This is a genomic window from Gracilibacillus thailandensis, assembly GCF_010994055.1.
GTDB classification, from domain to species: Bacteria; Bacillota; Bacilli; order Bacillales; family Amphibacillaceae; genus Gracilibacillus; species Gracilibacillus lacisalsi.
This window is the reverse complement of the sequence record NZ_WJID01000082.1, coordinates 1-23,682: the sequence shown is the minus strand read 5'-3', so window position 1 is coordinate 23,682 and position 23,682 is coordinate 1. Positions and strand designations below refer to the sequence as shown.

General features: G+C 35.5%; 26 protein-coding genes, 1 pseudogene and 2 riboswitches. Of the genes and pseudogenes, 25 read left to right on the top strand and 2 right to left on the bottom strand.

The window, feature by feature from the left end; all coding sequences use genetic code 11:
- Positions 1 to 44 precede the first annotated feature (44 nt).
- From GH715_RS18990 to GH715_RS18935, 12 genes are all read left to right on the top strand, one after another.
- Positions 45 to 353 carry a DUF4176 domain-containing protein gene (locus GH715_RS18990; protein WP_153837069.1) on the top strand — a complete coding sequence of 103 codons (309 nt, stop codon included), beginning with the start codon at positions 45 to 47 and terminating at the stop codon, positions 351 to 353.
- A gap of 787 nt (positions 354 to 1,140) precedes the next feature.
- Positions 1,141 to 1,803 carry a hypothetical protein gene (locus tag GH715_RS18980; RefSeq protein WP_153837070.1) on the top strand — a complete coding sequence of 221 codons (663 nt, stop codon included), beginning with the start codon at positions 1,141 to 1,143 and terminating at the stop codon, positions 1,801 to 1,803.
- 170 nt (positions 1,804 to 1,973) lie between these two features.
- A complete protein-coding gene (locus GH715_RS18975) occupies positions 1,974 to 2,621 on the top strand; it encodes a DUF443 family protein (protein ID WP_153837071.1) in 648 nt (215 codons plus the stop codon).
- 168 nt (positions 2,622 to 2,789) lie between these two features.
- On the top strand, positions 2,790 to 3,563 hold the full coding sequence (locus GH715_RS18970; protein WP_163578769.1) for a hypothetical protein: 774 nt from the start codon (positions 2,790 to 2,792) through the stop codon (positions 3,561 to 3,563).
- Between the two features lie 180 nt (positions 3,564 to 3,743).
- On the top strand, positions 3,744 to 4,517 hold the full coding sequence (locus GH715_RS18965) for a hypothetical protein (protein WP_163578768.1): 774 nt from the start codon (positions 3,744 to 3,746) through the stop codon (positions 4,515 to 4,517).
- A gap of 190 nt (positions 4,518 to 4,707) precedes the next feature.
- Entirely contained in the window at positions 4,708 to 5,508 is an 801-nt protein-coding gene (locus GH715_RS18960) for a hypothetical protein (protein ID WP_153837072.1), read from the top strand.
- Positions 5,509 to 6,012: 504 nt separating this feature from the next.
- Complete coding sequence (locus GH715_RS18955; RefSeq protein WP_153837073.1) at positions 6,013 to 6,837, top strand: hypothetical protein; 825 nt, start codon at positions 6,013 to 6,015, stop codon at positions 6,835 to 6,837.
- A gap of 5 nt (positions 6,838 to 6,842) precedes the next feature.
- On the top strand, positions 6,843 to 7,388 hold the full coding sequence (locus tag GH715_RS18950; RefSeq protein ID WP_153837074.1) for a hypothetical protein: 546 nt from the start codon (positions 6,843 to 6,845) through the stop codon (positions 7,386 to 7,388).
- A gap of 215 nt (positions 7,389 to 7,603) precedes the next feature.
- Positions 7,604 to 7,684 (top strand): hypothetical protein, encoded by an 81-nt coding sequence (locus GH715_RS21975; RefSeq protein ID WP_083939035.1) that lies wholly within the window; start codon positions 7,604 to 7,606, stop codon positions 7,682 to 7,684.
- 21 nt (positions 7,685 to 7,705) lie between these two features.
- Positions 7,706 to 8,263 carry a histidine phosphatase family protein gene (locus GH715_RS18945; protein ID WP_153837075.1) on the top strand — a complete coding sequence of 186 codons (558 nt, stop codon included), beginning with the start codon at positions 7,706 to 7,708 and terminating at the stop codon, positions 8,261 to 8,263.
- Positions 8,264 to 8,354: 91 nt separating this feature from the next.
- Positions 8,355 to 8,795, top strand: a complete 441-nt coding sequence (locus GH715_RS18940) for an NUDIX hydrolase (RefSeq protein ID WP_153837076.1) — start codon at positions 8,355 to 8,357, stop codon at positions 8,793 to 8,795.
- A 312-nt stretch (positions 8,796 to 9,107) separates the two neighbouring features.
- Complete coding sequence (locus GH715_RS18935; RefSeq protein WP_153837077.1) at positions 9,108 to 9,650, top strand: GNAT family N-acetyltransferase; 543 nt, start codon at positions 9,108 to 9,110, stop codon at positions 9,648 to 9,650.
- Between the two features lie 67 nt (positions 9,651 to 9,717).
- On the opposite strand, the pseudogene GH715_RS18930 reads toward GH715_RS18935, so the two are convergent.
- Positions 9,718 to 9,948, bottom strand: a pseudogene (locus tag GH715_RS18930) (esterase); the annotation flags it as partial.
- A gap of 228 nt (positions 9,949 to 10,176) precedes the next feature.
- Between GH715_RS18930 and tnpB the strand changes: the two are divergent.
- Entirely contained in the window at positions 10,177 to 11,352 is a 1,176-nt protein-coding gene (gene tnpB / locus GH715_RS18925) for an IS200/IS605 family element RNA-guided endonuclease TnpB (RefSeq protein ID WP_163578767.1), read from the top strand.
- Between the two features lie 68 nt (positions 11,353 to 11,420).
- Here the strand turns inward: tnpB and GH715_RS18920 are convergent, their stop codons facing one another.
- Positions 11,421 to 11,669 (bottom strand): lipase family protein, encoded by a 249-nt coding sequence (locus tag GH715_RS18920; protein WP_194928303.1) that lies wholly within the window; start codon positions 11,667 to 11,669, stop codon positions 11,421 to 11,423.
- A gap of 196 nt (positions 11,670 to 11,865) precedes the next feature.
- A riboswitch (SAM riboswitch) is annotated at positions 11,866 to 11,980 on the top strand.
- Positions 11,981 to 12,061: 81 nt separating this feature from the next.
- A riboswitch (SAM riboswitch) is annotated at positions 12,062 to 12,167 on the top strand.
- 306 nt (positions 12,168 to 12,473) lie between these two features.
- On the opposite strand from GH715_RS18920, the gene GH715_RS18915 reads away from it, so the two are divergent.
- The 12 genes from GH715_RS18915 (at position 12,474) to GH715_RS18860 (ending at position 23,639) form a co-directional block, all read left to right on the top strand.
- Positions 12,474 to 13,640 (top strand): acetyl-CoA C-acyltransferase, encoded by a 1,167-nt coding sequence (locus GH715_RS18915; RefSeq protein ID WP_153837020.1) that lies wholly within the window; start codon positions 12,474 to 12,476, stop codon positions 13,638 to 13,640.
- Positions 13,637 to 15,568, top strand: a complete 1,932-nt coding sequence (locus GH715_RS18910; protein ID WP_153837021.1) for an acetoacetate--CoA ligase — start codon at positions 13,637 to 13,639, stop codon at positions 15,566 to 15,568. Before GH715_RS18915 ends, GH715_RS18910 begins: the two co-directional genes overlap by 4 nt.
- Positions 15,568 to 16,728, top strand: a complete 1,161-nt coding sequence (locus GH715_RS18905) for a thiolase family protein (RefSeq protein ID WP_153837022.1) — start codon at positions 15,568 to 15,570, stop codon at positions 16,726 to 16,728. The genes GH715_RS18910 and GH715_RS18905 overlap by 1 nt, the downstream gene beginning before the upstream one ends.
- Complete coding sequence (locus GH715_RS18900; RefSeq protein WP_153837023.1) at positions 16,725 to 17,132, top strand: Zn-ribbon domain-containing OB-fold protein; 408 nt, start codon at positions 16,725 to 16,727, stop codon at positions 17,130 to 17,132. Before GH715_RS18905 ends, GH715_RS18900 begins: the two co-directional genes overlap by 4 nt.
- Before the next feature lie 102 nt (positions 17,133 to 17,234).
- Positions 17,235 to 18,731, top strand: coding sequence for a sodium:solute symporter family protein (locus tag GH715_RS18895; protein WP_153837024.1), 1,497 nt, complete (start codon positions 17,235 to 17,237; stop codon positions 18,729 to 18,731).
- A gap of 237 nt (positions 18,732 to 18,968) precedes the next feature.
- Positions 18,969 to 19,463, top strand: a complete 495-nt coding sequence (locus GH715_RS18890) for an SRPBCC family protein (protein ID WP_153837025.1) — start codon at positions 18,969 to 18,971, stop codon at positions 19,461 to 19,463.
- 165 nt (positions 19,464 to 19,628) lie between these two features.
- On the top strand, positions 19,629 to 20,084 hold the full coding sequence (locus GH715_RS18885) for a LytTR family DNA-binding domain-containing protein (protein WP_153837026.1): 456 nt from the start codon (positions 19,629 to 19,631) through the stop codon (positions 20,082 to 20,084).
- Positions 20,081 to 20,494 (top strand): DUF3021 domain-containing protein, encoded by a 414-nt coding sequence (locus GH715_RS18880; RefSeq protein ID WP_153837027.1) that lies wholly within the window; start codon positions 20,081 to 20,083, stop codon positions 20,492 to 20,494. Before GH715_RS18885 ends, GH715_RS18880 begins: the two co-directional genes overlap by 4 nt.
- A gap of 15 nt (positions 20,495 to 20,509) precedes the next feature.
- On the top strand, positions 20,510 to 21,424 hold the full coding sequence (locus GH715_RS18875) for an ABC transporter ATP-binding protein (protein WP_153837028.1): 915 nt from the start codon (positions 20,510 to 20,512) through the stop codon (positions 21,422 to 21,424).
- 13 nt (positions 21,425 to 21,437) lie between these two features.
- Positions 21,438 to 22,181 (top strand): ABC transporter permease, encoded by a 744-nt coding sequence (locus tag GH715_RS18870; RefSeq protein ID WP_153837029.1) that lies wholly within the window; start codon positions 21,438 to 21,440, stop codon positions 22,179 to 22,181.
- A 221-nt stretch (positions 22,182 to 22,402) separates the two neighbouring features.
- Positions 22,403 to 23,176: a hypothetical protein gene (locus tag GH715_RS18865; protein WP_163578766.1), complete on the top strand. Its 774-nt coding sequence runs from the start codon at positions 22,403 to 22,405 to the stop codon at positions 23,174 to 23,176.
- Positions 23,177 to 23,297: 121 nt separating this feature from the next.
- A complete protein-coding gene (locus GH715_RS18860; RefSeq protein WP_153837031.1) occupies positions 23,298 to 23,639 on the top strand; it encodes an ASCH domain-containing protein in 342 nt (113 codons plus the stop codon).
- Positions 23,640 to 23,682 lie beyond the last annotated feature (43 nt).

The window sequence follows — 23,682 nt, the reverse complement described above, 5'->3', positions numbered from 1 at the left end:
GAGTATATTAACGATATTTGAATTATATAGAGGGAGGAATAAGTATGTTACCAATAGGTTCAATTGTATATCTGAATGAAGGAACAAGTAAATTAATGGTTTTAAATAGAGGACCGATAATTGAAGTAGAGGGTGAAAACCAAATGTTTGATTATTCTGGGTGTTTATATCCGCAGGGGTTAGTTCCAGACAACGTCTTTTATTTTAATCATGAGAATATAGATCAAGTAGTGTTTGAAGGATTTCAAGATGAGGAAGAAGAAAGATTTCAGAAGTTGTTTAACGATTGGAAAGTAGAAAATAAGGGAAGTTATGTTGAGGGAAAAGTAAACGGACCGCTTGATAAGGTTTGAACATAAGTAGATATTTTATTTATGGAATTAACGGAAGAGAATATTGACTTAAGATTAGATAACTATGATTTGGAACTAGACGAATAGGAGGAAGGGCAAAGAAGCAGATGTTCTTGTTTCTTTGCCTTCTTTTAGGTGAGGTGAACTAAAATGCGAGAAGAAGCTGTCAAACAATTATTTTCGTGATTCTTCAATTATTATACCATCACTATCAAATTCAGGAATTTCACTATAGAATTGTTCAGTTCTAAGCTCCTATTCCTATCAATCGATTTAAGTTACAACGGTCTGGTGGTAAATAAATATGAAGAGATTCTTAACATATCCTTTTAGAATAGGCACACAAGAAATCAGAGAAAATAAGTAATTAATAAATAAAGTCTAAAGATTTGAGTTCTAAAGTAAATATTTCCCATTTATGTATGCGGCATATATGTATTTATTAATAATGTCGATCATGTATATTACGGTTATTTATATATTAATTGGTGCTATTTTTGATTCCATTGGATTTATTATTTTAATACCAACAATACTAACTACTTGGATATTCACTCTTATATATACAAAGGTTTTTCCTAAGACAAAGAAGTATTATTTAGAAAGTAACGGATTTTATAAAAATGACTGAATATAACGTTGATAAGAAAATAGGGACTAAATCATATTATATTACTATGTAGATTGATAAGATTCAACCTCATCAATAAAAGTTAGTAATAAGAATGACTAAAAAGTTAATTCAAAAATTGAGAACTATTTTAAGATCAGGAGGTTAAATTATAAATTGAAAAAACTATTTATATATATAGCGGTTGTTTCATTTATCGCAGGATGCAGTAACTTGGATGAGGACATGGCAACAGATGAAACGAATACTGAGGCTGAGGAGGAACCGGTTGAATCTAGTACGAAAAAAGCAAAAGAACTAGAAGTAACGGAAGAATTAGATGATTCTGAAAGTAAAGCAACAGTGGGGTCTTCTGATAAATCACAGTCAAGTGAAGTTCCAGACTTAAAATTACAGGTTACAAAAGTAGATGAAGAACAAGGAATAACCATTGAAAACAATGAAATGTATAGTCAATTAAATGAAGTTATTAAAGCTGACCCAAAAGCGGGTTTTCCCAATGATTTTACTGTATATCCGCGTGATCTCGTGTATAACGAAGAAGGCAGGCTATCTATACTTTTTCTTGGTGTGAATCGATTAGACGCACCAATTCAAAGTATTTATTTTCAACTTACATTGGGCAAGCAAAATGATAATTACATCTTTGAAAATAAGCCTGTGACTTTACATGAAGAAGAATTCGGTAAAATTGAAACAGATAGTGCTGTACCTTTTTTATTAGATGTTAAACCAGAAGATGAAGAGATATTTATGGACTTAACAGAAGAGAATATTGATATAAGGTTAGATCACACTGAAGTAGAGCTAGAGGATTAGGGTACTAGGTGAAGGATTGGAAGCAATTAACCCTATGAATTGAGCGTGGTAAAATTTATGAAATGTGAAGGGCCCGGAGAAGCAATTGGAGATCTTGCCAAAAAGGCTGGTGAGGCAATTAGTAAGGGTGTAGATGAAATAAATCCAATGAATTGGGGGTGGTAAAAGTTATGAAGTGTGAAGTACAACGTTTACGTAATAATGTTAGATTTAGAATTTTAGATATCAATGAAGAAAGATATATATTAGATATGAACCAGTCAATATGGAAAATACTTTTTCCTTTTTTAACATGGATAACGCCTAATAAGATTTATAAAATTAATAAACAAGCAACCGATAAAAAACTGAAATTTTCAAAAGAAGATCCGATGAATAATAATACGAATACTATTCTAACTACGGGGGTAGCAATTATTATAGCTAATTTACTTAGGCCATTAGCAGATGCTTTCAATATACAAAGTACTCCAGGAATTAACCTTACTATTTCTTTAATTGTAATAATGTTTGTAATTATATTACGAATCTACTTAAGTAGTAGAAATAAAAGGAAATTTGAATTACTTATTAAAACTGATAGGAATTCTAGGAAGTTCGTATGGATTAGACCAAATTCTTTTAAACAAGTTTTTCAATGTTTTTTAGCGTATGTATTTTGCTTAGTTTTTACCATAATAAGTTTTTGGGCATTTATTCAGTTAGGAAATGTAATAATGTTATTTATTGCAACGCTTACTTTATTAATTGTATCAATATCTAATACTTTAACTGTTCTAGATGGAATTACAAAAGTAAGATTTAAGATGACTGGCTAATTATATAACTTCTTTATATTAATTTTTCAATAACGAAAAGTATAACATATATGTTGGTTCGCTTCTGTGCTAAAAAGCATTTACTTTTGTAGCAACTGCTTTGCTTCTATACCTAGAAAGTGCAATAAACTAGCTTGTTGCTTTAGCTCATGATAGGAGTTTTTTATTGTGTTTTTAGACAAATTAAAAGAAGAAGATTTTTATGTATTAAGAGGTGCTTTAGCATCTGGTAGACAAAGTCCTAATAATTTTGGTGGTATGTTTACCTTAGCTATTTTTCTTCAAGCGTTAATGGTTTTTTTAGCGCATGTTGTAGTAGGATACGACTCACAATTCCCTTATAAAAATAATATTTTATGGGTTCATTCCACCATTACTATTCTGATTATTATATTATCCGTGATATTTGCCATTCCAACTGTTTATAAGAAAATGGAAGTTTTTCAGTATTTCATTAGTATTATAATCTCTCAGAATCTTTTTGGCATTACTTCATTCTTTATCGCGATACACATTTTAGGAAGCACTAATGCTTCTATAACGTCTTTAATTTTGGCTTCGATTTTAACATTGATACTAGGGTTATTGGTATTTGTTGTTACTAGTGTAAGATTTTATTTATTATTAACAAAAGGAGAATATAGAAAGGGAACTAGTAGGGATCAAACACGTCAAAAATTCGAGGCGAAGTCGTTCTTACCTCATGTAGTTATAGGCGGTTTGGGAATAGTTTATTTTATTCAATTTATTACTAGTAATGTTAGTAGGATTGAATTGAACTCTTTAATGATAGGAATAATTGGTATCATATTGTTCTATGGAATGATGTTTGTACTTCCCGAACAATTAGTCATACTGTATTGTAAAAAGAGATTCAAAAGCTTTAATTTCAACAAAGAGGGAAATATTTATCCAATGGGGTCTGGCGAAAAGGTGGGTTAAGAATGATATAGAACATTAATATTTGAAAATGTCATTACCTATCAAACGACAAGTAATCCATATTTTTAAATGTGAGTGAATGTTTTAAAAACAATAAATAAAATTAGATGATATGATGACAAATAATTTGCTGCAATAAGCTAGTAGGTTGATTAGTCCTATATCAAGGAGTTTTTTAATGTGTTTTTAGATAAATTGAAAGAAGAGGATTTTTATGTTTTAAGAGGTGCTTTAGAATCTGGCAGGCAAAGTCCAAATAATTTTGGTGGTATGCTAACATTAGGCATATTTCTTCAAATATTAATGGTTTCTATAACTCATATAGTATTAGGGTACGAATCACAACTTCCAAATAAAACAACTATTTTTTTGATTCATTCGATTTTAACTATTGCGATTATTATACTATCAGCTATATTTGCTATTCCCTCTGTTTACAAAAAAAGGGAAGTATCTCAGTATCTTGTTAGTATTGTAGTTTCACAAAATATTTTTGGAATTACTCCTTATTTTTGGACACTACACACTATTGGACGGACTGATGCAACTATAGCCTCTTTAATATTTGCTACTATTTTAACGTTAATACTTGGATTATTGGTATTTATTGTAACTTGTATAAGGTTCAATTTGCTATTAAAACAAGGAAAATATAGAAAAGGTAGAAGTAAAGGGCAAACTCGTCAAAAATTTGAAGCAAAATCGTTCCTACCACATGCAGTTATAGGTGGATTAGGAATATTTTATTTTATTCAATTTTTTGTTAGTCATGTCAGTAGGATTGAAATTAATTTTCTAATGATTGGTATAATTGGTATGCTACTGTTTTATGGGATGATCTTCGTACTCCCCGAACAATTAGTCATCCTCTATTGTAAAAAGAGATTCAAAAGCTTTAATTTCGACAAAGAGGGAAATATTTATCCAATGGGATCAGGTGAAAGGGTGGGATAATAGTTGTAGAAGAAAAAACCACTAAAATTAGAAGATATCATAACTTATCAAATCAGATTTATGCTCAAATTTTGGTATGGCTAATTGGTTTTGATGTTGCGGCTAATGGATTTATGAAAAAAGCTAATTTTCCATATCTGCAATAAATATAGGTGAAAGGCTATTTCCTTTAAAAAAAGGAGTGTGTTTTATGTTTAAAGAATTATCTGAAAAGGACTTCTTAGTGTTGCGCAGAAATTTTGAATCTGAAAGGCAAAAGCCTTCACAACTGGGTAAAATATTTTGGGTTATTCTATTTCTACAAGCTGTTATGTTTCTTTTAGAGTTCTTTATAGGAGGCTATTCAACTTTCCCGAGCATTGATACTATTATTAAGACTCATTTAGCAATTTCCATTGTTTTATGTGTTGTTTCCGTTGTTTATTCCATTCCTGTTGTCTATAAAAAATCTCAAAAGATGCAATACTTAATATTTCAATTAGTTGCTCATAATTTGTTTGCAGCTTCAACATATATAACTGTATTAGTCGTAATTAGTGCTGAATTTACATATACTGTAGAGAATCTATTGAATTTTACTTACACCACTCTTTTTATTGGTGGTATTTTATTCGTTGTTAGTTTTATACGTATTATTGTTCAATTAAAAAAAGGTAGTTATAGAAAAGGATCGAAAAAAGATAAACTTAGGGGGAAGTTAGAGTCTAAAACACTAATTTCAATTATTTTATTTTTGGGTATCGGTACTACATTTGTTGTTCAGTATTTAGTGAGAAATTTTGATTTTAACGGGATGGATATTTTAGTGTTTGCGACAATTTTCATTATGACATTTTACTTTATGCTATATCTTCTGCCTGAACAACTCATTACTTTATATTGCAAATATAAGTTTGATAGTTTTAATTATGAGCAGAATGGTCGTTTGAAACCAGTGAGAGATGCGGATGGTAATGTTAGTACAGATTTTGAAATGGAATTTCGAAATTAGCAAACATTTGATTTTCGAGAAGAGGTGCTAAGTAAGAAGTGTTCAATTTGACCACTTACTAGTATATGAAACTACATAATTGCGCATGAATTCGAAAGTGGAGTACATTAATTACAAGGTTTAATTCCATACTAAAGGGATATATCAATATCATTTTTTCTCAGTTTTCTCATCTAAAGGCGAGAATAAATTTGTTTATTTTACCTACTGTCTCCGGATAAATAATCCTGTTTAATTCAGAGAGGTAACGGAAATTGGGTTTTAAGAGTGATTTAATCTAAGAGAAGCATTAGTATTAAGACAAGCTGATGAAGCAAAGGATTTTTATGCTACATTTGAAAGAATACAACAATATTCGAATGAAAATGATTCACACTGAAGTAGAGATAGAGGAGTAAAATATCAGGTGAAGGAGAATAAATTTTTCTTGCCTATTTTTTAATCGTCCATAGCATAGAAATCTTTTAAGTTCTAATTGGGATAATATTGAGGGTGGTCTTTAGTATGTTAAACAATTTAAATGAAGAGTACTTTTTAGTTTTAAGACGACCTCTTGAATCAAAAAGGCAAAGTCCTAAATCATTAGGCTCCATTTTAATATTGTCAATATTTCTTCAAGCTTTTTTACTATTTTTAGAGTTTTTTGTAGGTGGGTTCTCAAATTACCCATCTAAAGATTTAATTGTAAAGATTCATTTAATTGCATCATCAATATTAGCAACAATATCTGTGATTTATTCGATACCATATATATATTTGCGTTCACAAAAGGTTCAGTACTTTGTAAGTATGTTGGTATCTCAAAATTTATTTGGGGTTTCAGTTTATCTGATTTCTCTAATGGCAGTAGGGACTATATTGTCAAACGAGGACTCTCTTTTACAATTTACTTATATGACATTATTGATAGGTGGAATCGTATTTATAATAACATTTGTTCGTTTTATTATTTTGTTAAATAACGGATTCTATCGGAAGGGGTTTAAAAAAGATAAACAGCGTGGGAAATTTGAAAAAACATCTTATTTGCCTGTAGTTATTTTAATAGGGATAAGTATATCTTTTGTTATACAATTTCTAATTAGAAACTTTAATACAGGTCATTATGATGTAATGTTTGTGATAATACTTTCCATAGTAATTTTTTGGGTAATGTTATTTATCCTTCCAGAACAACTAGTCATACTTTATTGCAAGTTCCGGTTTGATAGCTTTAATTATGAACTAAACGGCAGATTAAAGCCAGTAAAAGACGAAAATGGAAAAATGATACCCGAAGAGAAATTAGATTCTTATTTTAGACAGAAAACAAAGGCAGGTTCGGAGTGATTCGGATGAATTTAATTCCTATTTACACGGAAGATAAAAAGGCACACAAATATACCATTTATGTTGATATACATACCAACTATACGTATAGAATTGATCATAGTAGTGATATGAACCAAACGGGTTACTGGATTAGTTTTTTCGCAATTCTAGCATTTATGAGAAGCTTGCAAGAAATTAGTTATACATTTTCCAGTTTAGGAAAGACAATAGTAGTAATTGCCGTTATTTTAGTAGGTATTATTTTAGGGAGTTTAGTCTATAAAAAAATGATACCTAAAAAAATAAGAGAAATATATCTAACTCAAACCATGATAGAAGATTATATTCAGAGAGGAAGAAAATTGATTAAGCAAGATATATGGATCGCGGTTATTTCCTTGATAATCTTCCTATTTTTAATATTCTTATTTTTAGTTACTTCTTCTTTCGTTTTATTAACTTTTGCTCAATTTTCATTCATATTATTTATAGCTTTCATGCAAAGACTTCCTAAAGAAAGATTTGCCTTGTATAAGAAAAGCTCTCAACTATCCGATCAGAATGATTAAGAATACGAAGCATTAAAAATCTATTTCAAAAACGAAATGGTATTTTTTGTATTAAATTAGCACCAGATCCTAGGATCAAGTGTTAAAATGGAAACAAACATGAAAAGTGATGGCAAATTCCAAAGCTCGAATTACAGCAATAGGTTCATCTATACAAGAACGAAGATTGACCAATTATTTTAGAGAAGATCGTTGATACAAGTGATGAGTTGATTATGAAAAGCGATAAAGTCCTATTATATGGTTTTGGCGGAGGCTTAACATATGCTGGGTTGCTGATAGAGTGGACACTGTAGCCAGTGAAGAGGAGTAGGTGTATGGATATTTCATTAATTAGACATGGCAAATCGGAATTCACAACTAATCGTTGGTTAACGGCTGAAGAATTTAATGATTGGGTGAGCAGTTATGATAATAGTGGCGTTTTGAAAGAGGATTTCTATCCTTTGGAGACACTGAAGAAAGTACGGACAGCCAATTTGATTTTGACAAGTGATTTACAAAGGTCGATTCAGTCTGCAAAACTAATGCATCCCAGCCTTGACTTTGTACCCAATCGAATTTTTCGTGAAACAGAATTACCTAGCTCCTCTCTTAGAGGGGTAAAGATACCCTCAAGTATCTGGGCATTTTTACTAAGGTGTTTGTGGTTTTTCGGAAATGCAAAAGGTTGTGAGTCGATAACTCATGCAAAAAAGCGAGCCCGAAAAGCTGCACAATTATTAATAGAGTATGCTGAAACATATGGTTCTGTTGCCTTGATTGGGCATGGCTTTTTTAATATGTTGATTGCAAAAGAACTATTAAAGATGGGGTGGAAAGGTAAAAGAAAAACAAATAGCAAACACTGGCATTGTACAACGTATTACTTATAAAAAGAAAAGTGAAAATCTATTTAGTTAACCACCTCCAAATTTCCTGAAATTGCAAATGATTCATGGTATTCTAAAGAAGAGGTGATCAATCATGGTAAAAGATAGATTCAAAGTAATTGCTGCAGTACATATTTTTCTATTAAAAGATGATCAGATTCTGTTACTTAGACGATATAACACAGGATATGAAGATGGCAACTATAGTGTCTTAGCTGGTCATGTCGATGGAGGAGAAGATGTGATTACTGCTGCTCAAAGAGAAGCATTAGAAGAGGCTGGCATTACTATATCCAAAAAAGACTTGAACATCGTTGGAGTTATGCATCGTAGGGCAGAGGAGGAGCGGATTGATTTCTTTTTGACAGCTAAGAAGTGGACAGGAGATATTATTAATAAAGAGCCTGACAAATGTGATGAGTTAGCATGGTATCCACTCAACAATCTGCCGGAAAATATCATTCCTTATGTTCAACAAGCAATTGAAAATTATCAAGATGGTCAGCCATTTGATCTGTACGGGTGGACTGATTAAACTTAGAAAAACTTTTTCCAGGGAATAACTAATTCTCGTTCTCGTGCTTGGAAAAGTGCTTCGCTTCCATGGATATCTTCTTGTCTCTCAAGGATATAGTCGATTATCCATGGAAGGGGATTTTTTTTGCAAAAAACAAGTAATCCTCTTTAACAACATTTCCCAACGATGCAAAGCACGCACCTATCAAGTGTGATGTTCCGTATTTTTGTCATAGCTCCAATAATTTTGTTTCAGCTTTATCAAAAAGTACTAGCATTAAATCACATATTCTGGTAAAATGTTTTCAATTTACCAATTGGGGGGACTGACATGTTTGAATATAAAATAGATGAGGATTTGTCTTTGAAACTAATTGACTTAAGAGATGCAGAAAGGATATTTGATCTAACTGAAAATTCAAGGAACTATTTACGAGAATGGCTACCTTGGGTTGATGCAACAGTAAAAGTAGAGGATACAAGGGAGTTCATTCAATCCAGTTTGAAAGGCTTTGCTGACAATAAAAGTCTTACTACAGTCATTTTATATCATGGGGAGATTGTCGGGGTTGCTGGTTTTAATAGTATCGATTGGTCCAATAAAATCGCATATATCGGTTATTGGCTAGGGGCTGAGTATCAAGGAAACGGGGTTATGACAAGGGTTGCTAAAACGCTAACAGATTATGCTTTTATGGAACTAAAACTTAACAAAGTAGAAATTAGAGCGGCCACCCATAATCAAAAAAGTAGAGATATACCTAAACGACTTGGATTTGTGGAAGAAGGACGTATTAGAAGTGCTGAATGGTTATATGATCACTATACGGACCATGTTGTTTATGGAACATTAGCGGAAGAATGGCTCAAATAGTATAGCAATAAATATAAGAAGTCGTTTGGCGGAAAAATACCAAACGACTTCTAGATAGTGAATATTATTAATTTCTTAAACTTTCAACAATGAGATCTTGTACTCTGCTACTCGTTAAAAGACGAAGGTGTGATACGCCTGAAACATGAATATTGTCAGCACCACTAATTCTTGACAAACTGATAGATACGATAGAATCTGAACTGCTGTAGATAGAAGTGAAATCAACTTCTGATGGAACAGAAGTTGCCCCTAAGCGATTAGCACCTTCAAGTGTAATTACTTTATCTACTTTATCAGCAATAGGCGAGAAGACTCCCACCTCAAGGAATGAGAATGCGTAGGTGGGAGATGAATCGCCTTCGGACAGGAGATGGTTTTAGCCATCTCCATTGTCCGATTGTTCGAGTGCCATTACTATCATTGAAAGCTAGCTAGAGTATGAGTTTCTTCCCCTAAAATGATGTATCCACCATGCAATATATAGTATAATAGATGTATCGTGATACCGAGAGAGGTGAAAGCATTGCTTGTTAATAAAGCCTACAAATTCCGTATCTATCCAACGAAAGAACAGGAAAGACAAATTGCGAAAACCATCGGCTGTTCTCGTTTTGTCTTCAACCATTTTTTAGCTAAGTGGAACGATACATACCAAGAAACAGGGAAAGGGCTGACGTATAACGCTTGTTCTGCTCAACTACCTCATTTAAAAGAAGAATGGAGCTGGTTAAAAGAAGTAGACAGCATTGCGCTCCAATCCTCCCTAAAAAACCTCTCCGATGCCTTCTCCAGATTCTTTAAACAGCAGACCAAAGCTCCACAACTCAAGTCCAAAAAGCATCCTGTTCAATCCTATACGACTAAACATACAAATGGCAATATCTCCATTAAAGGGAACCAAATCAAACTACCGAAGCTCGGGTTCGTTCGCTTTGCCAAAAGTCGAGAAGTCGAAGGGCGGATCCTAAATGCCACCATCAGACGTAATCCAAGCGGAAAATATTTCAGCTCGATTCTTGTAGTAACAGAAGTACAACCATTCAAAGAAACAGAATCAGCTATCGGACTTGACTTAGGTATTACGGACTTTGCGATTCTCTCGGATGGACAAAACGTGGATAATCATCGATTCACCACTAAAATGGAAAAGAAATTAAAACGAGAACAAAGAAAACTGTCCAGACGTGCCCAACATGCGAAAAACAACGGAACGGACTTACTCGATGCACAAAACTATCAAAAACAAAAACAAAAAGTTGCGAGATTGTATGAAAAAGTCATGAATCAACGTGCCGACTTCCTTAACAAGTTAAGTACAGACCTTATCAAAAACCACGATGTAATCTGTATCGAAGACTTGAACACGAAAGGCATGTTGCGCAACCATAAACTAGCAAAATCTATCGCTGACGTATCATGGTCGAGCTTTGTATCCAAGCTAACATACAAAGCAGCATGGTACGGCAAAACGATCGTGAAAATAAGTAAATGGTTTCCATCCAGTCAACTATGTTCTACTTGTGGATATCACGATGGCAAAAAGTCGCTTGAGATAAGGGAATGGACTTGTCCAGTTTGCCATACGCACCACGATCGAGATGTCAATGCGAGCAAAAATATTCTAGCCGAAGGATTACGAATGATAGCTTCGGCTTCAACAACCAATAAAACCGTAGGGACTACGGGGATAGCTTGGTAAAGAAGAGAAACCACTGTTAGGGAAGAAATAACCTAATAAGTACGCTCTGTTCCCAAGAATCCCCCACTTCAAACATCCTGAAAGGAGGTTAAGTGGGGGTAGTTCAACGCATGCAAATCAGATCTGTCGTACCCAATACTTCTTAATTTTCGTTCGATACTATAGAAATTGTACGGTGCACCAACTATACCATGAACGAGAACAACAGGCTTGTCAAAGTCAATCCCAGATTCCTCTTGTGCCATTGTGGTTGTAGGAACACTAAAAAGTAATACAAGTAACAGCAAGCCGATAAACGAGAGTTTGATAGATTTCATATAATCCTCCTTTAGTATATTATATGGATTATTTTACCACAGGATTGATATTGTTTGTATAATATTTCCTATTTTTGAAAGCGATTGAATATTTACGTAATTACTTTCTTTTAATTGTCGAAATATATTGACAATTCCAACAAAAGCATGTAAAGTACAGTGTATTACTAGGATATGAAAACTGAACATTAATCTTGTCTTATCAAGAGAGGTGGAGGGAATGGCCCAAAGAAGCCTCGGCAACCATTAAGTGTTTTACTTAATATAGGTGCCAATTCCGTCTGAGTGTTTTCACTTAGAAGAGATAAGAGATTCATCGTTACGTAATGTATCTCTCTATCTCGATATAGAGAGATTTTTTTATTATAAGAATCACAAACATTATATCTATAAGCTTATCAAGAGAGGTGGAGGGACTGGCCCAATGAAACCCGGCAACCATTAAGCGATTGCTTAAAAGGTGCTAATTCCAACAGGAGTACTCCTGAGAGATAAGAAGAGTAGTAGAGTCCTCTTTTTATCGAAGAGGGCTTTTTTATTTGTAAGGAAAGTATAAAATTTGCACAGATGTAGCTCCGAGCGCCCAAAAACTAGGCGACTTCACGAATTGTCCTACGATAAAGAAGACTTGCCGATTGGTGAAACCAGAGGCTTAGTCGCACTTATGCCTTTAGGTGAAAGTCATCATCGGTTCGTAAACTCACCGTGATTCCTTTATCTCAGTTGATTAGTTCCAGCCGCTACGTTTTTAAGCGGGCGCTCTGCGCTTTTCTTAATTTAAAAGAAAAAGGAGTAATCACATATATGTCAATTGTTATTTTAGATGGGATCAGGACACCTTTTGGAAAATGGAACGGTGCCCTTGCAGAAATTGATTCAGTATCATTAGCAAGCCATCCGTTGCATTACTTAATGGAAAAACATGCTGCAATTCCTCAGATAGATGGGGTATTGTTAGCACAAGTTATTCAGGCTGGTCAAGGTCAAAACCCTGCTAGGCAAGTTGCACATCAAGCTGGACTTAATAGTAGTACACCGGCGATCACCTTAAATAATGTCTGTCTTGGAGGGGTTGCTTCTGTTATTGATGCAGTGCGCCGTACTCAATTAGAAGAAGGGTCATTTTATATTGTTGGTGGTTTTGACTCAATGTCTAATGCACCACATATTATCCCGACTCGATCGATCAAAGGTATAGGTCACCAGACGATTACTGATACGTTGCTACATGACGGGCTGTGGTGTGCATTAAGTGATCAATCGATGGGCGCACTAACAGAACAATATAATGGTGTATACAACATTAGCCGTGAAGAGCAAGATCAATTTGCAGCTCTGTCTCAACAAAGAGCAGCTAGTGCCTTTGAAAAAGGGCTATTGCAGGAGGAAATTCTTCCAATCGATGGTGTGTTAGCAAATGATGAAGGTATACGCCCACAGACAACAGTTGATAAATTAGCGAATTTGAAACCTGCATTTGCAAAAGATGGAACGATTACAGCAGGTAATGCTTCGCAAATGACAGATGGAGCAAGCCTTGGAATTGTTACAACAGCAAAACAAGCTGAACAAATTGGAACAGCACCACTTGCACATATTATCGACTGGGCGGAAACGGCCGGACCTGATGCTAGTCTTCAAACAAAGCCGGCAGACGCCATTCAAAAAGTATTGAATAAACAGCAATTGACAGTAGAAGATATTGAACTCTTTGAAATAAACGAGGCGTTTGCTAGTGTTGTGATCGCCAGCTGTAAAGCGTTAAATATTGGATATGACAAAGTAAACGTCAATGGTGGAGCAATTGCAATTGGGCATCCGCTTGGAGGTACTGGTTTCCGCTTAGTTTTAACATTAGCACATGAATTGAAACGACGTGGTGGTGGTAAAGGAATCGCTTCTCTATGCGGCGGTGGTGGCCAAGGAATAGCCATTCTTATTGAAGTACCAAAGAAAGGGGGAAAACAATGAATACTCAAACAATAGATAAGAAGAGTCAGATATTATGGGAACCTGCAGAAAAAGATATGGAACATTCACATCTTCAAGCTTTTGCGAAATCTGTTAATCAGGCACTTTTTCCTTATGAAAGATTACACCGTTGGTCGATCACGAATATTGGAGATTTCTGGTCTAGTGTCTGGGATTATGCCAGTATTATCGGCGAAAAAGGGGAAAGATTCTATCTCCAAGGTGAATCAATGGCAGATGCTGTTTTTTTCCCTGATGCTCAATTAAACTTTGCGGAGAATCTACTAAAAGGTAAAGATAAGCAAATTGCCGCCTATCAAGCAGATGAAACAGGTGTAACAGCGAAGATTACTTATCATGACTTACGTACACAAGTTGCAAAGGCACAGTATGGATTAAAACAATTAGGCGTGAAAAAAGGAGATCGTGTAGCGGGGATTACTACTAATAATATAGAAGGATTAGTTGCTTTACTTGCTGCGACATCAATTGGAGCAGTTTGGACCTCATGTTCACCAGATTTTGGTGCGAAAGGAATAATCGATCGAATTGGCCAAGTGCAACCGAAAGTTCTAATCGCCAATCTAACGTATCAGTATAAACAAAAACCTTTTGATATTTCGGATAAAGTAGAAGAAACAATCAGGCAGATTGCTAGTATTAATCACGTTATAACGATTGCTGGTGAACTACCTAACACAATCACTTGGTCATCCTTACTCGATAACGATGCAGAGAAACCGCAATTTGAAAGGATTGGATTCCGTGATCCCCTTTATATCCTTTATACATCTGGTACGACAGGACTGCCAAAGGCAATTGTTCATTCTGTAGGAGGTACGTTATTACAACATGTGAAAGAACACCAATTGCATTGTGATGTACATGAAGAAGATGTACTGTTCTGGTATTCCAACACAGCATGGATGATGTATCCATGGCTCGTATCAGGTTTGGCGAGTAATGCTTCTGTTTTGTTATATGATGGTGCTCCGGTACTTCCAGACAATCCAACACATTTATGGGATATTGCGGAAGAAATCGGACTGACACATTTTGGTACGAGTCCCAAGTATTTAGATTCATTAATGAAAGCAGATGTTGTGTTGAAAGATCAGTATCCATTAACTTCCTTAAAGAGTATTCTTTCCTGTGGTGCACCACTAGTAGCTGAACAATATGATTGGGTATATGAAACGATAAAAGAAGACCTTTACTTAGCATCTATTTCAGGAGGTACAGAGATTATTGGATGTTTTGTTATGGGGTCTCCAGTTCATCCAGTAATCCGCGGAGAGATTAGTTGTAAAGCATTAGGGATGGCGATGGAAGTGTTAGATGACCGCAATGCACCTGTCTATGGTCAAAAGGGAGATCTAGTCTGTACACAACCTTTCCCAAGCATGCCATTAACATTTTATGGTGAGAATGGTGATGAGCGTTATCGTAATAACTATTTTGCTGAACGACCAGGTATTTGGACACACGGAGATTTTGCTGAACAAACTATTGATCAATCGTTTATCATCTATGGTCGTGCAGATACTGTGCTAAATCCGGGTGGTGTGAGAATAGGGACTGCAGAGATTTATAGTGTGGTAGAACAAATCGAAGAAATTAAAGATTCGATCGTATTTGGTTTACCATGTGAAAATGATGAAGAGATTGTACTATGTGTTGTAACTGATCAGTTAACAAAAGATCTTGCCAAGCACATTCGACAACAAATACGAGAAAAAGCATCACCACGCCATGTTCCAAGACGAATTTATCAGGTGAATGATATACCATACACAGTCAACGGTAAGAAAGTCGAAGGTGCTGCCAAAACAGAAGCAATTGGTAATGAAGTCAAAAACAAAGCTTCTATTAGTAATCCTGAATGTCTACAAGAATTAACAGATATTAAAAAGAAGGAGTGCTACTAATGGTGAAACGACCGAAAGGTGCAATTATCGGTATCGGCGAACTAAAGCCAGTACGGTACTCTGAAGGAAAAACAACTTTAAGCTTAATAGCGGAATCTGTTCAGCTTGCATTAGCAGATGCTGGTCTAGCGAAAGACGAAATCGATGGATTGTTAGTAGGACCACAAGTAGGTGAAACACCACAACACGTACCTGCAACAGTGTCAGAATATTTAGGTGTTTCTCCGATTATGTCTAACACTGTTGATCTAGGCGGAGCAACTGGTGCGGGAATGATTTGGCGTGCAGCTGCGGCGATTGAAGCAGGAATGTGTGAAACAGTCGTTTGTGTACTAGCTAATAAAAATGAAAAAGGACAAGTACCACGGTCACCGAACCGTAATCCCATTCGTGAATTTGATGTTCCGTTTGGTGCTTCAGGCGCAAATACGTCCTATGCATTGTTAAAAAGAGAGCATATGGAAGTATATGGATCCAAACAAGAAGACTTTGCGAGAATTGCGTATTGGTCTAGAAAAAATGCACTAAAAAATCCGAAAGCAATTTTTTATGATAAGCCAGTTGAGTTAGATGATATTTTGCAATCTCCCATTATATCGGATCCATTAAGACTGTTAGAGATTGTTATGCCATGTGCGGGTGGAGCAGCCGTGATTGTCACTTCAGAGGAAAAAGCAAAGCAAGCAAAGAAAAAGCCGGTCTATTTAAAAGGAGCAGGGGAAAAAATCACCCATCGTGCGGTTAGTCAAGCCCCGGCAATGGATCAGTTACCTTTTGCATATTCGATTCCCCAAGCCCTACAACAGGCAGAGATTAACGGGGAAAATCTGGATTTGTTATCACTTTATGATTGTTATACAAGTGTTGTAGCGGTGCAGCTAGAAAGCATTGGGATATGTAGGCAAGGTGAGTTCGGTGATTTTGTCCGAAATCATACTTTTGGTCATGATGGCGATTATCCTCTCAATACACATGGTGGCCAACTAGGCTTTGGCCAAGCCGACCTAGCTGGAGGAATGTCACATATTATTGAAGCAGTCATCCAATTACGTGGCGAAGGTGGAGACCGACAAATTGCTGATGCTAAACATGCACTTGTAACAGGAAATGGAGCGACATTAAGTGAAACAACTGCTTTAGTGTTAGGAGGAGAGCAATGACGAATATATCATTTCCGGAACCAACGATTACAGCAGTGAGTAAGCCCTTTTGGGATAAGATTAACGAAAAACAATTTTATCTGCAACAATGTGAGGAGTGTAAGCAATGGGTTTTCTATCCACGTGCCCATTGTCCAAACTGTTTTAGCTCGAAGCTAACGTGGAAAGAAGCCTCGGGGCAAGGTAAGTTAAAATCTTGGAGTATTGTCCATCGAGCTGGACATCCTGCTTGGCAAGAACGCACACCATATGCGGTAGGGGTTGTCCAATTAGCCGAGGGACCATCGTTGCTTACGCATTTGCTAATCAATGAACAGGAATTACGTTATCAGTTACCTGTAGAAATATCCTTTCAGCAATTAAATGAACGGCTATTACCATTTTTTCAAAAGAAAGGGGATTAAGCGATGATTTATACGTATCTCATTTTAGTTGCCGTGTTTTGGGTTATCGGACTAACGATCTGGAGCAAGTTTTATAAAAATAATTAAGGGTGGTATTAAGGCATGTTAACAGAATCTAGTTTACTTCTTTGGACTGTTATTATATTATTAGTTGCTTATTTTGGTCTTGTAACATGGATTGGAAAAAAAGGAAGTGCTCATAGTAAATCGATGAATGGCTTTGCGACAGCGAGAGGGAAGGTTAGTCCTTGGCTTGTAGGAGCAAGTTTTGCTGCATCATATTCTAGTGCGAATCTGTTTATTGGCGTACCAGGATTAGCCTATCAACACGGTACATCGGTTTTATGGTATACATTAGGGTGTTTTGGTGTTTCATGGGTTGGTCTATTAATTTTTGCTAAAACATTTTGGCGTTATGGCAAGAAATTCGGGCGAGTTTCTACTGTACCTGAGTGGTTAGGACGACGTTATAATTCAAAAACGTTACAAGTCATTGTCTCTCTTTTGATATTATTTAATGTATATTACATTGTTGGTCAAAATGTTGGTCTTGCTACCATTTTTGAAACCGTAATTGGTATCCCTTATTTCTGGGGAATCATTATTGGGGTAACGATTACGATTTTATATATTGGTCTAGGTGGAGCCTTCGCCCAGATGATTACAGATGGTATACAAGGGCTATTTATGGCTGTAGCTTCGATATTAATTTTTATTTCATTCTTTTGGACAATCGGCGGTGGTATCAATGTATTCGGGGAATTAACGAAGCAATTGAAAGCAGTAGATCCCAATTTAACCACTTTTGTGGGCGTTGATGGTCCATATAATAGTGTGTTAGCAATTATGGCTGTACAATTTTTATTATTCAGTTTTATCCTAATGCCACACTTGTTGAACAAAATTTTATCCATTGAAACAGAGGAAGAGCTTGCACCATTCACCTTATCATCAGGAATTGTGTTGTTTGTTATTTCCACTTTAATGGTACTGGGTGGTTTAGCTGCGCGGGTACTTTTCCCGACATTAAATAGTGCAGATTCAGCGATTCCAATGTATGTAATCGAATCATTCCCTAGTATTATTGCTGCGATTATGATTGTAGGGATTATCTCAGCAATCCTTTCCAGTACAGATAGCTTATACTTAGGTGTAACAACTAGTATTGGAAATGATTTTTACAAAGTATTGGCGCCAGTATTTAAGAAGAATATAAGCCAGGCGAAATTAGATGCACAATCAGTGAATGTCGCAAAAGGATCGCTTGTTTTAGTAGGACTCTTATCATTATATATTTCCTTAGATCGTCCGGATTCCTTGTCGATATTGATTCAATTCAGCTTTTCCGCGATTATTTCAGGAATATTAGCACCTATAACATTAGGTTACTTCTGGAAAAAAGCAACAAACTATGGTGCGATTGCAGCAGTCATCACAGGTGCATCGTTATATGTAGTCTTTACACAATTTAATGTGATTGCAAATATTTATTTAGCAATGTTCTTTGCTTCCTTAGCTTCATTTGTCCTAATGGGTGTTATCGGTCTGCTAACAGCTACGAAAGAACATGAAGAATTAGTATTAAAGAAAATAAGCTGAAACATAGTTGAGAAGAGCTGACATTGAAGTCAGCTCTTTTTATATGTTCTTTTCATTGGATGATGTAAATATGATATTATGGAAATGCATTCATAAGTTTACGATCAACTTCGAGTGAAATACTATCAACTTTTGGAATTTACGATCAACTTCAAGCGAAATACTATCAACTTTTAAGAATGTACTATCAACTCCTAACAGCATGCTCAAATTTAATGAATAAAGGTGGGAAAATAGATGACCAATCATTCAACGGTAACATTAACAATGACAAAAGCTTTTGATGTGGAAGCAGACAAAGTATACGCCGCTTGGATTGAACCGGAATTAATGAAAAAATGGCTATTTACAATGGAAATGACTAACAAAGTGGCTAAGAGTGATGCCAAAGAAGGCGGTAGCTGGGAAATTGTTGATCACCGTGATGGCAAGGATTATCGAGCAATTGGTGAGTACCGCGTTTTAGATAAACCGAATAAACTTGTAAAAACTTTCGAAATGCCACAGTTTAGTGATACCGTAGATGTTTTAACTGTTTCCTTTGAACCAACAACGTCTGGATGTAATATGACCTTTGTCCAGAAGATAGTCGTCCCTCATGAAGAAGGATGGACACAAGTAGATATCGACAAGGCATGTAAAGAATATCATGATGGCTCGCAAGATGGTTGGGGAATGATGTTTGAAGGACTTAAACAATTAGTGGAAAAAGGCAAGATTAGCTATCCTTAATAACAACTGTGCGACTGATTGACCTATTCATCAGTCGCTTTTTATATTACGAAAAAACATCTTATTCATGCAAAATTACATGTTATGTATTTTTATTTACGTCTAATGAGATAATTTGCCAAAAAAGAAGTGATGTACATCATAATTCAAAAAGGGGGGAAACCATTGAAGATAAAAATCGATATCGATCCCAAACATGATGAGGAGTGTCAAATTACTATTTCTGCGAAGGAGTGGACGAAAGAAATTGAAGAATTGGTTCAACTATTAAAAAGGAAGCAACCGAAGCGAATAGTAGCAGTACAGGAAGAGCGATCGATTGTACTAAATCCAGAGGAGATTGATTTCTTTTTTGCTCGAGATCGAAAAGTGTTTGCCTCTATTAAGGGAGAATGTATGGAGTTGAAAATGAAATTATATGAAGTGGAGAAAATGCTGATTAATACTGGTTTTATTCGTTTTTCTAAATCTGTTATTGGCAATATAAATCAAATCGATCGCTTTGAATTATCATTTAATGGAACGTTGTGTGTTTACTTTAAGTCAGGAAGTAAGGAATATGTGAGTAGGAAATATGTGAGCGATTTAAAAACACAGATAATGGAAGGAGGAGACTTATGATAGTGGAAGGACTAAAACGAATATTATATGGTGTTGCGGCAGGGAGTTTAGTAACATTTGTGATTCTTTCCTTGCTAGTCATGCAAGACATTGAAACAACGGTACAAGAAATATGGAAGCATTGGCTTGCAAGCATGTTAATCGGAATCTATTTCAGTTGGGCATCAGTCATTTTTGAACGGGAACGTTGGAGTATTTTGAAACAGACAATAGTGCATTTTGTTATATCTATTGTTGTTTATTTTCCAATAGCCATTATGGCAGGTTGGGTTCCTTTCAATACGAAGGCATTGCTACTAGGGTTAGGTATATTTATAGGATGCTATTCAATTTTCTGGATTAGTTTTTATTCCTATTTCAAAAGAATGGCAAGATCAATGAATGAATGTATAGATAGAAAGAACGAATAAGAGGAGGAAATATGAATGATTGATGTCCGAGGTGTTAGTAAATCTTATGGTTCTGTTCAAGCATTGAATGACATACAGTTTCAAATTGACGAAGGAAGTTGCTTTGGTTTAGTTGGTCCAAATGGTGCAGGGAAATCAACTTTTATGAAAATATTGGTCGGAGTATTGCAAAAGTTTGATGGGGATATTCAAGTTTTTAACAAGTCTGTGAAACAGAACCGGCAAGCGGTTAAGCACTTTATCGGATATGTACCTCAGGATATTTGCTTAGAGGAATTATTAACGGCTAAGGATAATTTAATGTATTTTGGCAGGTTGTATGGTTTATCAGGTGAACATTTACGTAAACGAATTCGGACAGTGTTGGATCAAATTGGACTAAGCGATAAGGCAAATCAAAAAATAACAGAGTTCTCTGGAGGTATGAAGCGTCGCTTAAATATAGGTTGTGCCATCCTTCATGAACCTTCTTTAGTAGTGTTAGATGAACCCACCGTAGGGATTGATCCACAATCAAGACATTCCATTTTCGCCCTTATTCAGCAATTAAAAGAGATGGGAAGTACCGTTATTTATTCTAGTCACTATATGGAAGAAGTGGAGCAGATCTGCAATAGTGTTGGCTTTATTGACAAAGGAATATTAGTGGAACATGGCACTATGAAGCATGTGCTGAATAAACATCGCAGTGCATCCATTTTTGTTTCAGCTGACGGAATTGGCAAAGAGGAATTATCTTTATATGGCGATACCATCGAAAAGAAGACTGGATTCACTGTGAACTGTGATGATCCGCTATTGACAATGGGAAAAATGATTGAACAATTTCAGCAAAGTGGAATTAACCCGGAGCGATTGGAATTGAGTCAGGCAAGATTAGAAGATATTTTCTTTTATTTAACAGGTACCCAATTAAGGGATAATGGATAGGAGTGGATGGTATATGTGGGCAATTACGATAGTCGAATTAAAAAAGAAGCTACAAGACAAAGGGATTTGGTTTTGGACTTTTATATTGCCAATTATTTTTATAGTTGGTTTTATCACGATATTTTCCGGTATGAATGAAATGGAACCAGAGCAATTAGTGACACAAATAGTGCCGGGCTATATTATTATGTTCACTTTCTTTATTATGATTTCGATGGTGATTACCTTTATAAAAGATCGAGATAGTGGAATGGTCGCTCGAGTTGCTAGTACACCTTTACCATTAAATCGTTTTCTTGTTGGAAAATGGTTACCATTTTTGATCATTGTAATCCTTCAAATTATTGTATTAATGTTATTTGGAGTACTTGTATATGACTTACCTCTAGGTGATCCACTTGCATTAACGTTGATATCTCTTATCCTCGCATTTCTTGCTACTAGCTGGGGAATGGCCATGTCCTTACTAGTCAATACCGAAAACATGGGGATTGCCCTAACACAAGTGATTGCATTAGGAGGAGCAATGCTAGGTGGACTATGGATGCCACTTGAAATTATGCCAAATTCGATGCAATTGATAGCGAAATTCCTACCACAATATTGGGCATTGGAAGGTTTTCAGTCTATTTTGCAGGATGGTGGTCATGTGATGGATATATGGTTATCCTTATTGATCTTGTTAGGATTTGGCATGATAGGCTGTGTAATATCTGTCATTAGTTATCCTCGTTTTCTAAGGCAGTCAAGAAGCTAAAGCCAAATGTTCAACATTTTGTAATATTTCCAAACTCAGATATAAAAAGTATTTGTGGTAAGCTATTATAGAGGATACAAAATAATGAAATGGTTCTCTGTGTATCCAGAATAATATGACTAGTTTCACCTATCTGCCAATCCATTTAAGTAAATAAGGGGGAATACACTATTAGGCAGCTATTTGCTTATCTACTTTTTATTGGAAATATCATTGTAATTGTGGATGGACATTGGATTATCCAAGCTTATCATGCTTCTCGTATTCCCTCCGATGCTTGGTATGCATACATTTGGCTAGTAGTAGGGGTCGCAGTTACAGTGTTCGCTTATGTGATGATACGTCAGTTATCTGATCCAGAAAATCAGTTTCTTAGTGACAGTACAACCAAAGATAATCGGGAGATCATCAACCGCTGGTGGAGTAATAAAGATAAAATAATAATGCGAGTCATGTTACTTACCGTGAGTGCACTGGTTGTGGTTGCGGTGATTGACTTTTCAATGGCAGTTCAATTATTATCTCCTGTGGCATTTATCGGGATCATGATCATTACTTTTTTCTATATTGTTAAAGGAAACAGGGTGGAAGATCCGTCAGATGATTCGAAACGTAAAAGAAAAACTACACTATTTCTTCACAGGATTGATTATCGTCGTCATCCGATCAGCATCCCTTTTATCTTATTCGTGTTGATTGTCATCAGTTTTTTACTAAGTAATGATTTCGACATTCCTTTTAATTTGGAAGTAAGTGGGGGTTCTAGGTATGTTACTTCACTTGAAGGTCTTATCTTTTGGATAAGTATACTGATGTTAGCAAGCACATTTATTTACATAATTAATCAGAGTGATTTTCTAGGCATTAAGCGAGCTAAACAAAATGAAGACAAACTGTTCAGTGTCCATTATATGGAAATTGTGTTTTGTGGCGCTAGTTTATTAATATGGTTAGTTACTGTCTTCGAAGCCCTCATAGTACATTTCTTTCTATAGGCGTTCTTTTTTACTAAGGGGTACATAGGCTGTGATTTATTTTTTACTGTTTTTGTTCTGAATATTTGTCGAAAACAACGGTAAAAGATACAATAGAAGGGAAAGGTAGGGTGTTGCATATATGCAAGAAAATAGTATGCCATTACCACCGAAAACATGCAGCGTTGATCGTCTAGTTACATTACCGGAAGATGTGGAAAAAGTATTAAAAGGTATCAAGACCGCAACAAGACGTAATGGCCGTTATGCAGATATCGGTGAAACAATGGAGTTAAAAAATAAGAAATTTCGAATAGATAATGTATATAAACAAAAACTTGGCGAATTGACAGATGATGATGCTAACAGAGAAGGATATGACAGTTTAGCAGCTTATAAAGAAGCGATATTGTCGATCCACCCAGGCATGCCATGGCTTCCTGAAATGGAAGTATGGGTCCATGAATTCAGCGCCCAAGGATAAAAGACTAGAGTGACCCAATAATATGAGACAGGAAAAAACACCC

What these genes read in the sequence shown, in the direction of transcription:
- GH715_RS18990 (WP_153837069.1), top strand. Translation starts at nt 45, where the DNA reads ATGTTACCAATAGGTTCAATTGTATATCTGAATGAAGGAACAAGTAAA.
- GH715_RS18975 (WP_153837071.1), top strand. Translation starts at nt 1,974, where the DNA reads ATGAAGTGTGAAGTACAACGTTTACGTAATAATGTTAGATTTAGAATT.
- GH715_RS18960 (WP_153837072.1), top strand. Translation starts at nt 4,708, where the DNA reads ATGTTTAAAGAATTATCTGAAAAGGACTTCTTAGTGTTGCGCAGAAAT.
- GH715_RS18955 (WP_153837073.1), top strand. Translation starts at nt 6,013, where the DNA reads ATGTTAAACAATTTAAATGAAGAGTACTTTTTAGTTTTAAGACGACCT.
- GH715_RS18950 (WP_153837074.1), top strand. Translation starts at nt 6,843, where the DNA reads ATGAATTTAATTCCTATTTACACGGAAGATAAAAAGGCACACAAATAT.
- GH715_RS21975 (WP_083939035.1), top strand. Translation starts at nt 7,604, where the DNA reads ATGAAAAGCGATAAAGTCCTATTATATGGTTTTGGCGGAGGCTTAACA.
- GH715_RS18945 (WP_153837075.1), top strand. Translation starts at nt 7,706, where the DNA reads ATGGATATTTCATTAATTAGACATGGCAAATCGGAATTCACAACTAAT.
- GH715_RS18940 (WP_153837076.1), top strand. Translation starts at nt 8,355, where the DNA reads ATGGTAAAAGATAGATTCAAAGTAATTGCTGCAGTACATATTTTTCTA.
- GH715_RS18935 (WP_153837077.1), top strand. Translation starts at nt 9,108, where the DNA reads ATGTTTGAATATAAAATAGATGAGGATTTGTCTTTGAAACTAATTGAC.
- GH715_RS18920 (WP_194928303.1), bottom strand. Translation starts at nt 11,669, where the DNA reads ATGAAATCTATCAAACTCTCGTTTATCGGCTTGCTGTTACTTGTATTA.
- GH715_RS18915 (WP_153837020.1), top strand. Translation starts at nt 12,474, where the DNA reads ATGTCAATTGTTATTTTAGATGGGATCAGGACACCTTTTGGAAAATGG.
- GH715_RS18910 (WP_153837021.1), top strand. Translation starts at nt 13,637, where the DNA reads ATGAATACTCAAACAATAGATAAGAAGAGTCAGATATTATGGGAACCT.
- GH715_RS18905 (WP_153837022.1), top strand. Translation starts at nt 15,568, where the DNA reads ATGGTGAAACGACCGAAAGGTGCAATTATCGGTATCGGCGAACTAAAG.
- GH715_RS18900 (WP_153837023.1), top strand. Translation starts at nt 16,725, where the DNA reads ATGACGAATATATCATTTCCGGAACCAACGATTACAGCAGTGAGTAAG.
- GH715_RS18895 (WP_153837024.1), top strand. Translation starts at nt 17,235, where the DNA reads ATGTTAACAGAATCTAGTTTACTTCTTTGGACTGTTATTATATTATTA.
- GH715_RS18890 (WP_153837025.1), top strand. Translation starts at nt 18,969, where the DNA reads ATGACCAATCATTCAACGGTAACATTAACAATGACAAAAGCTTTTGAT.
- GH715_RS18880 (WP_153837027.1), top strand. Translation starts at nt 20,081, where the DNA reads ATGATAGTGGAAGGACTAAAACGAATATTATATGGTGTTGCGGCAGGG.
- GH715_RS18875 (WP_153837028.1), top strand. Translation starts at nt 20,510, where the DNA reads ATGATTGATGTCCGAGGTGTTAGTAAATCTTATGGTTCTGTTCAAGCA.
- GH715_RS18870 (WP_153837029.1), top strand. Translation starts at nt 21,438, where the DNA reads ATGTGGGCAATTACGATAGTCGAATTAAAAAAGAAGCTACAAGACAAA.
- GH715_RS18860 (WP_153837031.1), top strand. Translation starts at nt 23,298, where the DNA reads ATGCAAGAAAATAGTATGCCATTACCACCGAAAACATGCAGCGTTGAT.